This window comes from Salinicoccus sp. CNSTN-B1 (genome assembly GCF_054792835.1).
Map to the genome: position 1 here is coordinate 1,475,169 of NZ_JBTWMN010000004.1, position 13,046 is coordinate 1,488,214.

The window sequence follows — 13,046 nt, forward strand, 5'->3', positions numbered from 1 at the left end:
CACTAATATGCGCTCCAGCCGGCATCTGCAGCGAGCGCCACGCCGTTTATATAACTTGACTCTTTGGAAGCAAGGAACAAGGCAATATTTGCAATTTCCTCCACCGTCCCGGCCCGTGGCATGAGATTGACACCCCTCGTTGATGCTTCCATGCCAAATTCGTCTACATCTTTCATGCCAGCTGAAAACCCTGATTGGACAGCCGCCGGCGCCAATGCATTGCACCGGATATTCTCAGACCCGTAGTGGGACGAGACATTTTTCGTCATACCGACGATTGCGTGTTTGGCAGCCGTGTAGGTCAACCCTCCACGACCACCCGTCAATCCGGTGATTGAAGCCATATTTACAATCGTGCCCCCGCCGTTCTCCTTGAAGTGTGGAATGACTTTACGCATTGCATACATGACGCCATCAACATTGATCGACATCACACGGTTCCACACATCATCTGTAACATTTTCGGCTGCTTGCATGTTGTCGCTCACGCCTGCATTATTGACCAGGATATCTACCCTGCCGAATGCTTCTATGGCGACATCGATCATATTTTCCACTTCTTCGTTCGAAGCGACATTCACTTTCACACCGTGCACGTCGAAACCTTCAGTTTTAAACGCATCGACTGTACCATTCAGCGCCTCTTCATTGAAATCTGCTATGACGACTTTAGCACCCGCTTCGGCATAGGTCTTGGCGATTTCTTTGCCTATCCCCGAGGCACTCCCTGTAATGACTGCAACTTTGTCATCCAATTTGCCCATCTTGATCATCCTTTTCGTGTAGTATATATCCACCTGATTTCTGTTTACTGCATTTGTAATTGCTGAATAGGTCAGGTGAATGATTAAATCCATTACCCCTCTATAATATCACTTGTGCTCTAAGCCATTGAATATAATGGCTTAGATTCAATTCATCTGATTGCTGAAAGGCTTTTTATTTTCTGGTATTCTATCATCAAATCGAATCATATATATTTATGCACAGTATAAAAATTAAACAGGGAGTGACCCGATGCATATAAGACGCCTGACCATCAGCGATGCTGAAAATTTCCTCGCCTTGAATAAAAAGTTGGACGACTCCGGATTCATGCTCCATGACCCGGGAGAAAGAAAAATGAAAGCAGCAGAACAACGCCGCGCACTCGTGAAACTGAATGATGATGCTTCAACTATCTTTTATGTTGCCGAGGAGTCCGGCCGACTCCTCGGTTTTATAGCAGCCTTTCGGGGAACACTCAATAGGAACAGGCACCGTGCCTCCCTTGTGGTGGGTGTAGATGAAGCGTATCGTGGCAAAGGCATCGCGACCCGCCTTTTTCAGAAGATATTCCGATGGTCCCGGGACAATAACCTTTTAAGGCTGGAACTGACGGTCATCGAGAACAATATGCCTGCCTTGAGACTTTATCGGAAGATGGGGTTTAAAGTTGAAGGTGAAAAAGTGCAGTCTTTGAAAATCAACGGCAAAATGGTTAATGAACTGTATATGTATAAGCTATTATGATATGCAGGCTATATTTCTGACGTGGATTCAACCTTCCACAGAAATGATACCGGCCGCATCCAGGTTGATGGATGCGGCCGGTATTTATCCTCTATATAAAAATCTTGAAAAATCATGCTACTTTTCTTTTAAACAGTCCGAGCAATACTGCAGAAACTATTGTACCGATCAATAGTGATGCGAGGAACATCAGTCTGCCCTCACCGATTGTCAGTGCAACGAACAGTCCACCGTGGGGTGCATTCACCGTTGTGGCGAAAGCCATCGCAAGCGCGCCTGCTGTAGCGGAACCGATGACCATCGTCGGGATGACGCGGAGCGGGTCAGCTGCGGCGAAAGGGATGGCGCCTTCCGTTATGAATGAAGCACCCATGATCAAGTTTGTCGGGCCGGATGACCTTTCAACCTCCGTAAACTTATTTCTGAATATCATGGTCGCGAATGCAATCGCGAGCGGCGGCACCATCCCACCGATCATAGCTGCAGTAATCGGTTCTGCGTTGCCCGCTGAAAGTGCTGCAATGCCGAATGCATAAGCTGCTTTGTTTATCGGGCCACCCATATCGATCGCCATCATGCCACCGACAATGGCCCCAAGCAGGATGATGTTTCCGCCACTCATGCTGCTGAGAGATGTATTCATCCATTCATTCAATGCACTCGCTGGAGGATCGACGATATAGTACATGATCAGTCCTGTCAAGAACACACCGATCAACGGATAGAGCAGTACTGGCTTCAAACCATCCAATGTCTGCGGCAAGCCTTCAAGCACTTTCTTGATGCCGACCATCAGATAACCGGCAAGGAAACCGGCGATCAGGCCACCGAGGAAACCTGACCCCATCGTAGATGCCATAAGGCCGCCGATCATACCTGGCGCAAGACCCGGCCTATCAGCAATACTCATGGCGATAAAACCGGCAAGGATCGGAATCATCAGCTGAAAGGCATTGCCACCGACGAAGTTGATCATTTCAGCAAAAGGATTGTATTGTTCATGATCCGGATCTGCTGAATGGATGCCGAACATGAAACTGGCCGCTATCAATATTCCACCAGCAACAACAAATGGCAACATATTGGAGACGCCGTTCATCAAGTGTTTATAAATCGAAGATTTTCCTTTGGATGTCTGGCTCTCTTCAAGCTGTTTGCCCGGTTCTTTAGCTGCATATGGCGGTCTCGAAGAATCAAGTGCCTGATTGAGCAGTTCCCCGGGACGCTTGATGCCGTCTGCCACCGGAACTTCAACAACGTTCTTGCCATCAAAGCGTGACATGTTCACATTCGTATCAGCAGCGACGATGACACCTGCCGCTTTTTCTATATCCGCTTCAGTCAGTTCATTTTTGACCCCTGCTGAGCCGTTCGTCTCCACTTTGATGTCATAGCCCAGCTCGCCTGCTTTCTTCTTCAAGGCATCTGCTGCCATATAAGTGTGCGCAATACCCGTTGGACACGCCGTAACACCGACCACATAAGGCTTGTCAGAAGATTCATCGGCTATTTCTTCTGCAGGTGCACTGTCGTCGAAATGATTGATGGTATCCAATATCTCATCTTCAGTCGATGCCGCCATCAACTGCTTGCGCGCTTCATCATTCATCAATATTGTGGAGAGCTTCGCAAGCGCATCGAGATGGGTCGTCGCCTGGCCTTCCGGTGCAGCGATCATAAAGAACAGATAAGCCGGTTGCCCATCCATCGAATCATAATCTATCCCATCAATACTGCGGCCGAACATGATTGCCGGCGTCTTCACCTCAGAAGTCTGGGCATGCGGAATCGCTATGCCGTCACCGACCCCTGTCGTACTTTGATTTTCCCTTTTTTGGATCGCTTCAATGAAACGCGTTGAGTCCGTCACTTTGCCTGTCTGTTCCAAGCCTTCAGCGAGTTCTTTTATGACCGCATCCTTATCCTGGGCACGGACAGACATATTAATTGTATCTTTTGTCAGCAGTTCTGTTATCCTCATCATTTCACCCCTTCTATCGATTGAAGTTCTATCTTATCCACTAAACGCTCAATATCCGCCCTTTTGGCAAGGTCGTCATTAAATGCTGTGGCACTTCCTGAAGCCACTGCATATTTAAGTTGCGTTTCAAGTCCACTCCCTTTTTTACCGAGGAATCCTGCGACCGTCGAGTCGCCTGCACCTACAGAGTTTTTGAGCGTTCCAGGTGGAGGTGGCATGCGATAGACGGCATTCGCATTGACAAATAGCGCCCCTTCACTGCCGAGTGTCAGTAATATATTTGAAGCACCCTGGGCCAGAAGCTCGTCGCAAGCATCAATCATCTCTTGCTGCGTAATCAGTCTACGCCCCACCATCCCTTCCAATTCGACGTGGTTGGGCTTGATCAGATAAGGGTTATACTTCAAGGTTGATAGCAGCTTCTGCCCTTCAGTGTCGATGCTGAAGCTGATATTACGCTCATGGAGGAGACGGCTCAAAAATTCATACACATCCTTATGGTTCGAGGGCACACTGCCGGCGAACACAACATGGTCGCCCTCATCCAAAGATGTGAGTTGATCCTCAAGCTTGGCGAGATCATCATCAGTGATGATTGGTCCTGCGCCATTTATTTCGGTTTCATCATCCGTCTTTAATTTGACGTTGATGCGCGTATCTCCTTCCACTCTTAAAAAATCAGTTTTAATGCCGCTTTTTGACAACGCAGATTCAATGAAATCTCCGGTGAATCCGCCTACGAATCCAAGTGCAGTCGTTTCAACACCGAGTTCATTCAAGATGCGTGATACATTGATGCCTTTACCGCCTGCGTATTTGACGGTATCAGAACTTCTGTTGAGTGCACCCATTTTAATTTTCTCTAGCCTTACTACATAATCCACAGATGGATTGAATGTTACTGTATAGATCATTGACTGCCACCCCCTATTATATTTGTCCTTGATTGGATTGCTTTAATGAAACCGTGGGAAGCATCGTCGGTAATGATTGCCGTCTCTTCTATATCGGCAAAATGGACGAATGCATTACGGTTGTATTTCGAACTGTCGACCAGTGCATATGCCAGGCTGGACTGACGGATGGCACTCTTCTTTATGAACGCTTCTGCTTCTTTGGGTGTCGATAAACCATGTTCAGCCGAAATGGCATTTGCCCCTACGAAGCACTTATCGAAATTGAGGTGATTGATCTTCTCTATGACTTCAGGGCCCACCACTGCTTTGGTCGCCGGTTTGACTCTGCCAGATAAAACATGTGTTTCATGCCCGTTCCGGACCAACGGTTCTATCAGGGTGATGCCATTCGTCACAATCGTGATGTTCTCTTGATTGATGAAGTGTACCATCTCATAGGTCGTGGTACCGGCGTCAATAAATATGACATCTCCCTCTTCTATCAATGAAGCAGCCGTTTGAGCGATTTTGATTTTCTTGGAGAGGTTTTTTACGGATTTTTCTCCATAATCCTCTTCCCTCTCATTTCTTCTGATCGTCGCCCCGCCATGCACCCGTTGAAGGGCGCCTTCATCCTCTAGATACGAGAGGTCGCGTCTTACAGTGGCTGAACTGCTTTTGGTCAGTTCGACAAGTGTATTGACGGAAGCAGTTCCATTTTTGGCAAGGTGGTCCATTATGATTTCATATCTTTTTGACGTGAGCATTTAATCACCCTCTTGAATGGATTGTATCGTAAAATTCGATCAAAATCAATCTTTAACAATCAATATTAATCATGTCCAATCAAAAAAATAGCACCCGCGAATGCGGAGGCTATTTCTTCGATTTAGGCTTACCCAGTATTTCAGAAAAAATGACGCCGTTGACGACATCTTGTGCCTCAAATGTAAGACCGTTTTTCTTCAATTTTGGTTTTTCCTTTTTACCGCCAGTGTGTCTTTCCGTTTCTGCTTCCGGTTTGCCAACTTCTATCGGAGCGTTGCGACTTCGGGACTGCCCCATTTCTGGATTGGCTTTCCTCTTTACCCTCTCAGCCCAATCTGTGTTTCTCGCCTCACGTTCAAGATTCTGTACTTGACGCCCAGCCTTTGTGTTCTTTGCTTTGTCTTCCATTGAGCGGCTGGATGTGCGCTCAGATGAAGTCCGTTCACTGGAACGGCGTTCTCTCGGTTGGCGTTCACCACGTGTGGATACCGGTCTCGAAGATTGCCCAGTCTGCTGTTCTTGACGGACAGGTTGAGTCTTGTTGTCTTCTCCGGTGCCCATACGACGCTCAATCTCGCCCATCAGATCGCCAAACATGCCTTTTGATTCATCTGGCGTGTTCGGTTGTCTTCTTCTTGGTGCAGATTTGCTGGTAGGACGCTCCATCTTGCTCGGATCAATATTCCGCTCCTGATTTTTGCTTTTATCTTTTTGGCTGGCGATCGCTGTATAGATGATACCGCCCAAAAATATAAGCAGAGGAAGTATTTCCATAGTATCACAGCCTATTCATCTTGATCTTTGCGTGTCGGGTCCGTCATTTTGTTGATCGAATCGCGCATATTTGTATCCGCTTCGACATTTTTCAGATCATAGTAATCGCTGACTCCGATATTACCGCTTTCAAGTGCCTGTGCAAACGCAAGTGGTACTTTGGATTCTGCTTCGACCACTTTCGCACGCATTTCTTCTACGCGTGCTTTCATTTCCTGTTCTTGCGCAACAGCCATTGCACGGCGTTCTTCTGCTTTAGCCTGGGCGATATTCTTATCGGCCACAGCCTGTTCAGTCTGAAGGTCTGCACCGATGTTCTTGCCGATGTCCACATCAGCAATGTCTATCGACAGAATTTCAAAGGCTGTACCGGAATCGAGTCCTTTAGCCAATACTGTCTTTGAGATGCTGTCAGGGTTCTCAAGTACCGCTGTATGGCGTTTTGAAGAACCAATCGTGGAAACGATGCCTTCACCTACACGTGCAACGATCGTTTCTTCACCTGCACCACCGACAAGACGTTCGATGTTGGCACGGACGGTGATGCGCGCTTTCGCCTTGACTTCGATCCCGTCCATTGCAACACCCGCAATGAAAGGTGTCTCGATGACTTTAGGATTGACGCTCATCTGTACTGCTTCCAAAACGTCACGGCCTGCAAGGTCAATGGCCGCACACCGTTCAAACGTAAGGTTGATGTCCGCACGCTGCGCTGCAATAAGCGCATCTACAACACGGTCTACGTTACCACCTGCGAGGAAGTGCGACTCCAATTGGTTCGTCGACACTTTCAGGCCGGCTTTATGTGCCTTGATCATCGGTTCGATGACCCGCTTAGGCTTGACCCGTCTGAGCCTCATCCCGACAAGCGAGAAAATACCTACATTAACGCCTGCAGCTATGGCAGAAATCCATAGCCCGATCGGCACGAAGGACAGGAAGAAGGAAATTACAATGAATGCAACAACAACCAAAAAGATGATCATCAATCCTGATCCTGTAATAAACATAAGATTCATATGATACGCTCCTTTTCATTATTCTTCTAATGGTCTGACGACTACGCGCGTTCCCTCGACATGTATCACTTTTACATCTACATTCCCTTCAATGAACGCACCTTCTGCAACAGCATCGATACGCTGGTCACCAAACTTGATTGTTCCTGATGGTCTGAGCGGAGTAACCGTTTTGGCAGCTTCCCCGAGCAGATACGACCGGTCATCAAATGACGTGTAACCAGACTCCTTATCTGTGGCATCCTCTAGAATCAGACGGCTCAAAAAAGGAATTTTCTTCTTCTTGAACTTCACAAATATCACCCATTCGACTAATGCCATTAAAATGATGGTAGCTAAGAAAATGCTGAAGAGCAGCATATCATCACTTACAAGCAAGATACTAAAAAGCAGCATCAGGCCACCCAAAATGCCAAGTATGGCACCGATTACAAAAAACTCGATTATCATGAACATCATGCCCACAATAAAGAGCGAGAGTGATAACCCACTGTAATCTCCAACTAGAAGGTGTCCTGCATAAAACACGATAATTGAGAGGAAGGAGAGGAGGCCAAGAAAATTGAAGTTCTCGGAAAACAGCTGATAGATCAAACCTAAAAAGAATGTGGATAATAAAATAAAGGCAATCAATGGCATGGTTACGACATCTCTGAAGGTTGTTATGAAACTTCCGAGCAAAAATGAATCTAGTATCGCCATTTGAATCCCTCCATTAAGTCCATTATACATTAAAACATACTATTATAAAATCGATTCCACTAAAAAGAGACAGCACTGTGTGCTGTCTCTATATATCGACTATTCAGAGGGAGTCGACCTATTTGAATTTACGTTTACGGGCAGCTTCTGATTTCTTTTTGCGTCTTACACTAGGTTTTTCGTAAAATTCTCTTTTACGAGCTTCCTTGATCGTGCCGCTTTTAGAAACTGTGCGCTTGAAACGACGCAGCGCGTCTTCAATAGGTTCATTTTGCTTAACTACTGTTTTAGACATCGTCTTCCCTCCCTCCGGATAACAAAAAGCTTACTTATTACATAGTATCTACTATGTACTTATACATTATAATATATAGAGAAAATTGGGTCAACCGCTAATTAATAACTGCTCTCTCCCTGGCCACCGTTTACGATCGCTATACCGCTTGATGCACCGATTCTCGTTGCACCACTTTCAATCATGAGTTTAGCATCTTCAAACGAGCGGACGCCGCCGCTGGCCTTGACTCCCATGTCTTCTCCTACAGTCATCCTCATCAGGGCGACATCTTTGACTTTGGCGCCTTCCCCATTGAAACCAGTGGAGGTCTTGACGAAATCGGCACCCGCCTTCTTGCTCAGTTCACATGCCTTAACGATTTCATCACTGTCTAAAAGCGCAGTTTCGATGATGACTTTGACGATTACTTCCTGGCCTGCTGCATCGCATACGGATTTGATGTCATTATATACCAAATCTTCATTTCCCGATTTCAGCGCTCCGATATTGATGACCATATCCACTTCATCCGCTCCATTTTGGATCGCGTTCATCGTCTCGAACGCCTTCACTTCAGAAGTAGAGGCTCCAAGCGGGAAGCCGATGACTGTACATACTTTGACATTGCTGTCTTCCAGCAGGTCTCTTGAAGTTGCCACCCATGCCGGGTTGATGCAGACGCTGCAGAAGTCATATTCTTTTGCTTCCTTGCAAAGTTCGAAAATCTGATCTTGGGTTGCTTCAGGTTTAAGCAGTGTATGATCGATATATTTTGAAAGTTCCATTCTTCCACTCCATTACTTTAGGATTATCAGATGATCCTTTTTTATTGTTTCAAGTCAAATAACTAAATCGTGCGCTCCAGATAGGCATAGGCTTTAACCATCGGTTTCTCGAGGACTTTAACGACTTCCCCTTTGCTGACTGGATAGCCAGGTTCTGTAATCTTCACTTTGATGAGTTCACCCGTCAAGGAAGCGTCTCCTTCTATTTCCACCTTCAGATAGTTATCTGAGTGGCCGATGAGCTTACCGTCCTTTTCTTCTTCTGGTATGATTTCAAGCACATCGTCCTTGAACAGTTCGGCATAGCTTGTCGCCAGGCGGTCTGAGAGTTCGATCAGGCGATGGACCCTTTCATTCTTCACATTTTCATCCACCTGATCCGTCATGCGTGCGGCTGGCGTGCCTGTGCGTATCGAATACGGGAATACATGCAGTTCAGAGAAATGGTGACGATTGATGAAGTCATATGTCTCCATGAACTCTTCTTCTGTTTCTCCTGGGAAACCGACTATGACGTCACTTGTGATGGCGACATTCGGCATGATCTCTTTCAATTTGATGATGCGTGACTCGAAGAATTCCATCGTATACTTGCGGCGCATGCGTTTTAGGACTGTATCACTGCCTGATTGTATCGGTATGTGGAGGTGGCGTACTATCTTATTCGAGTCATTGATGACATCGATGACTTCGTCGGTCAGCTGGCTCGCCTCGATGCTTGAAATCCTGAGACGGTTCAGCCCTTCCACTTCCTCAAGGTCACGCAACAGCTGGGCCAGGTTGTAATCCTTGAGATCTTCTCCGTAGCCTCCCGTATGGATGCCTGTGAGGACGATTTCCTTATAGCCTTCATTGACCAGTTGAGTCGCTTGTTCAATGACTTTCTCCGGGTCCCTCGAACGCATGAGGCCCCGTGCCCACGGGATGATGCAGAATGTGCAGAAGTTGTTGCACCCCTCCTGTATCTTCAAGGTTGCACGTGTCCTATCCGTAAAGTACGGCACATCCATCTCTTCATATGTACGTTTCTTCATGATGTTCTTTACGCCATTGATCGGTTGGCGTTCCTCATGGTACTGGTTGACATAGCCGATAAGCTTGTCGCGGTCTTCTGTACCGATGATGATATCGACGCCCGGAATCTCCATGATATCCTTTGGTGCAGTCTGGGCGTAGCATCCTGTCACGCAGACTACGGCATCCGGATTTTTCCTGATGGCCCGCCTGATGACTTGTCTGCTTTTTTATCTCCGGTATTCGTTACGGTACATGTATTGATGACGAATACATCAGCGTTCTGGTCAAATTCCACGCGGTCATACCCTTCATTTTTGAAGAGCTGCCACATCGCTTCCGTTTCGTAGTGGTTTACCTTACAGCCGAGTGTATGGAATGCAATTGTTTTTTCAGTCATTAAAATCAGATCTTTCTTCATAGAATTTGTCGTACATCTGCACCAAATATAGCACAGCCGGCCCGTTACTTCAATGGAGCCGGCGGTGCTTCGAATATGGTGCTAATGGCTGACAGCGCATATAACGGAGCTGTTTCTGCGCGCAGAATACGGGGGCCAAGATGGACTGAGTGAAAATGCGATAATCTTTCCACCTCACGCTCACTGAACCCACCTTCAGGTCCGAAGATGATGGCTATGTGATCGCCAGCTGCAGTTTTACTCGCCGCTTCGGCTAGGCTGGCTGCACGCTCCCCTGCATTTCCTTCAAAGGCGAAGAACACATGATCGAACTGTTCGAAATCCAGTTGAATTGCCCCTGCCTCAAATCCTATTTGCGGAATGATTTGGCGGCGGCTCTGTTCGCTCGCTTCCTTGATGATTTTCTCAAACCGTTCAAGGCGTTTCCGCCGCTTTTTATCATCCAGTTTGACGATTGACCGATCCGCTGCATATATCTGAAAGGCATGGGTGCCAGTTCCGTTGCCTTCTGGAGCATCCATTCGAATTTCTCGCCTTTCAAAAGCGGGCACAGCACTGTCACATCAACCGGAAGTTCGGGGGATTCTTCAATCAGTTCCACAGGCATGAGACTTACCGACTCTTCCACTGTAAGCAACTTACATAAATGCGTCTGTCTCGAGGCATCTACCATATGGACAGTATCTCCGGGCTTAAAACGCATCACATTCCTGACATGATGCACATCTGACTCCGGAAGCTCGAAAGCTTTCCCCTTTTCGATGACGTCTTTTGTGAAGTACCTCTGCATGGTGCTATACCTTTGGGCCAATATGCTGACCCATCCATTCTCTGCTAGCACTTCTTCTATTTCGAAGCCTGCCGCGCTCATATGGGAAGTGATTCCTTCTTGTGCTTCGGTTATGATGCCGGAAGCGATGAATTTCCCACCGTCATTCAGACGGCTATAGGCATCATCGATCATGTCATCGACGATATGCGCAAGAATGTTGGCGATGATGATATCGTACTGTTCCGTCTCATCTTTCAATAGATCACCAGTCTCCAGTACAATATCGTCGGCACAGCCGTTCAGCTCGAAATTTTCACGGGCCACTTTTATTGAAAGATCATCAATATCTGTGGCTTTGAGGTCCCTTGCCCCAAGAGATGCGCACCGATCGTCAAAATGCCGGAGCCTGTGCCGACATCGATGATCTTGTGTTCCGGTCTGACGATCCTCTCGACCAGTTGAAGGCACATGCTCGTTGTGGGGTGATCTCCTGTACCAAAAGCCATGCCAGGATCCAGCTTGATCAATTTATCGCCTTCCAGAAATTCATACTCATCAAGCTCCCATGAAGGAACTATGACGAAATGCTCTGAAACACGGAAACTATGGAAGTATTTTTTCCATTCATTTTCCCAATCGGCTTCATCTATCTGCTTTACCGCTACTTTTATATCCGCTTTGGCATCCAACGGCTCTTCATCGATAAAGGAACGGATCGCATCCATCTTATTATCGAGATCCACAGTCTCATCGAAATAGACGACAATCCGGATGTCACTCTCCGGGTAGTCTTTTGGGTCAAGGCGATATTTATCGTCGAAGTCATCTATTTTGCGTTTTAAAATATCGAGGGAGTGTTCAACCGACACTCCCTTGGATATTTTATTCAGAAAAATTGAGAATGACTCTTCATTTCTTTCTTTTGTATGGATTGACACTTCATTCCATTTCATGATCAGTCACCCTTAAAAAATCGTCTTGTTTTATCAAAAATATTTTCGTTCTGCTCCTGGATGTCTTCACCGCCATGTTCAGCCAATTGACGGAACAGATCAACTTCCTTCTCAGTAAGTTTGCTTGGTGTTACTACTTTTACTGTTACGAAGAGATCGCCATAACCATAGCCATGGACATTTTTGACGCCCTTTTCTTTAAGACGGAAGCGTTTGCCCGTTTGCGTACCGGCCGGCACGGTCAAGACGACTTCAGAATTCAACGTCGGCACCGTGACCTCATCCCCAAGGGCGGCCTGGGCAAATGAAATCGGCAGTTCATAGTGGATGTCATCGCCATCTCTTGTGAATCTGGAGTCGGCCCTGACACGGAAGACGATATAGAGGTCGCCTGACGGGCCACCGTTTACTCCCGGTTCACCCTTACCTTGTAGTCTGACTTGTTGGCCATTGTCGACACCTTCAGGCACAGTGACTTCAATTTCGACATCTTTGGTTACAGTGCCGGCGCCTTTACAGACGTTACATGGGTCTTCGATCTCTTCCCCTGTACCTTGACAAGTTGGACATGTGCGTTCAGTCTGTATCCTGCCAAACGGTGTATTCTGTTCGACTGCAACACGGCCAGCTCCGGAACACATCTTACATGTCGTCTTGGAAGTACCCGGTTTTGCACCTGAGCCGTCACAAGTCTCACACTGCACTTCTTTTTTGACTGTGATTGTTTTTGTGACCCCGAACACCGCTTCTTCAAAACTGATCGTCATGGTGTATTGGAGATCGTCACCCTTCCTCGGAGCGTTCGGATCCATTCTACCGCCGCCTCCAAAGAATGAGCTGAATATATCTTCAAAACCTCCAAAGCCACCGGCGCCGCTGAATCCACCACCGCCGCCGAACTGCTGATTCATGCCTTCATGGCCGAAGCGGTCGTATTGCGCCCTTTTGTTTTCGTCGCTCAATGTTTCATATGCTTCAGATATCTCCTTGAATTTAGCATCTGAGCCTTCTTCTTTATTTATATCAGGGTGATATTTCTTGGACAGTTTCCTGTATGCTTTCTTTATGTCATCTTTTGAAGCATCTTTACTGACACCAAGCACCTCGTAGTAATCCTTCTTTGCCATACTATCGCCTCCAACCTGTATACTATATCATTTAAAAAAGTCAAA

The 13,046-nt window shown here is 46.8% G+C and carries 11 protein-coding genes and 3 pseudogenes; 1 reads left to right on the forward strand and 13 read right to left on the reverse strand.

What is annotated here, in order from left to right; genetic code table 11:
• Positions 1–2: 2 nt before the first annotated feature.
• Entirely contained in the window at positions 3–764 is a 762-nt protein-coding gene (locus ACYF68_RS08770; protein WP_461047558.1) for a glucose 1-dehydrogenase, read from the reverse strand.
• A 253-nt stretch (positions 765–1,017) separates the two neighbouring features.
• Here ACYF68_RS08770 and ACYF68_RS08775 point away from each other — a divergent pair, with 253 nt between their 5' ends.
• Positions 1,018–1,512: a GNAT family N-acetyltransferase gene (locus ACYF68_RS08775; RefSeq protein ID WP_461046409.1), complete on the forward strand. Its 495-nt coding sequence runs from the start codon at positions 1,018–1,020 to the stop codon at positions 1,510–1,512.
• A gap of 112 nt (positions 1,513–1,624) precedes the next feature.
• Here ACYF68_RS08775 and ACYF68_RS08780 read toward each other — a convergent pair whose 3' ends face one another.
• The 12 genes and pseudogenes from ACYF68_RS08780 to dnaJ form a co-directional block, all read right to left on the reverse strand.
• Positions 1,625–3,493 (reverse strand): PTS fructose transporter subunit IIABC, encoded by a 1,869-nt coding sequence (locus tag ACYF68_RS08780; RefSeq protein ID WP_461047559.1) that lies wholly within the window; start codon positions 3,491–3,493, stop codon positions 1,625–1,627.
• A complete protein-coding gene (pfkB, locus tag ACYF68_RS08785; RefSeq protein ID WP_461046411.1) occupies positions 3,493–4,407 on the reverse strand; it encodes a 1-phosphofructokinase in 915 nt (304 codons plus the stop codon). Before pfkB ends, ACYF68_RS08780 begins: the two co-directional genes overlap by 1 nt.
• Complete coding sequence (locus tag ACYF68_RS08790; protein ID WP_461046413.1) at positions 4,404–5,156, reverse strand: DeoR/GlpR family DNA-binding transcription regulator; 753 nt, start codon at positions 5,154–5,156, stop codon at positions 4,404–4,406. Before ACYF68_RS08790 ends, pfkB begins: the two co-directional genes overlap by 4 nt.
• Before the next feature lie 109 nt (positions 5,157–5,265).
• Complete coding sequence (locus tag ACYF68_RS08795; RefSeq protein ID WP_461046414.1) at positions 5,266–5,931, reverse strand: hypothetical protein; 666 nt, start codon at positions 5,929–5,931, stop codon at positions 5,266–5,268.
• Positions 5,932–5,942: 11 nt separating this feature from the next.
• Positions 5,943–6,917, reverse strand: coding sequence for a flotillin-like protein FloA (gene floA, locus ACYF68_RS08800; protein WP_461047561.1), 975 nt, complete (start codon positions 6,915–6,917; stop codon positions 5,943–5,945).
• Between the two features lie 51 nt (positions 6,918–6,968).
• Positions 6,969–7,652: an NfeD family protein gene (locus tag ACYF68_RS08805; protein ID WP_461046416.1), complete on the reverse strand. Its 684-nt coding sequence runs from the start codon at positions 7,650–7,652 to the stop codon at positions 6,969–6,971.
• Between the two features lie 118 nt (positions 7,653–7,770).
• The gene (gene rpsU, locus ACYF68_RS08810; protein ID WP_344700930.1) at positions 7,771–7,947 is read right to left on the reverse strand and encodes a 30S ribosomal protein S21; all 177 of its coding nucleotides are present in this window, start codon (positions 7,945–7,947) and stop codon (positions 7,771–7,773) included.
• A 101-nt stretch (positions 7,948–8,048) separates the two neighbouring features.
• Positions 8,049–8,714 (reverse strand): deoxyribose-phosphate aldolase, encoded by a 666-nt coding sequence (gene deoC, locus ACYF68_RS08815; protein WP_461046419.1) that lies wholly within the window; start codon positions 8,712–8,714, stop codon positions 8,049–8,051.
• 62 nt (positions 8,715–8,776) lie between these two features.
• A pseudogene (gene mtaB, locus ACYF68_RS08820) lies at positions 8,777–10,128 on the reverse strand (tRNA (N(6)-L-threonylcarbamoyladenosine(37)-C(2))-methylthiotransferase MtaB).
• A gap of 65 nt (positions 10,129–10,193) precedes the next feature.
• Positions 10,194–10,939 (reverse strand): annotated as a pseudogene (locus tag ACYF68_RS08825) (RsmE family RNA methyltransferase).
• 3 nt (positions 10,940–10,942) lie between these two features.
• Positions 10,943–11,874, reverse strand: a pseudogene (gene prmA, locus ACYF68_RS08830) (50S ribosomal protein L11 methyltransferase); the annotation flags it as partial.
• Positions 11,875–11,876: 2 nt separating this feature from the next.
• Positions 11,877–13,001 carry a molecular chaperone DnaJ gene (dnaJ, locus tag ACYF68_RS08835; RefSeq protein WP_461046421.1) on the reverse strand — a complete coding sequence of 375 codons (1,125 nt, stop codon included), beginning with the start codon at positions 12,999–13,001 and terminating at the stop codon, positions 11,877–11,879.
• Between the last annotated feature and the right edge of the window lie 45 nt (positions 13,002–13,046).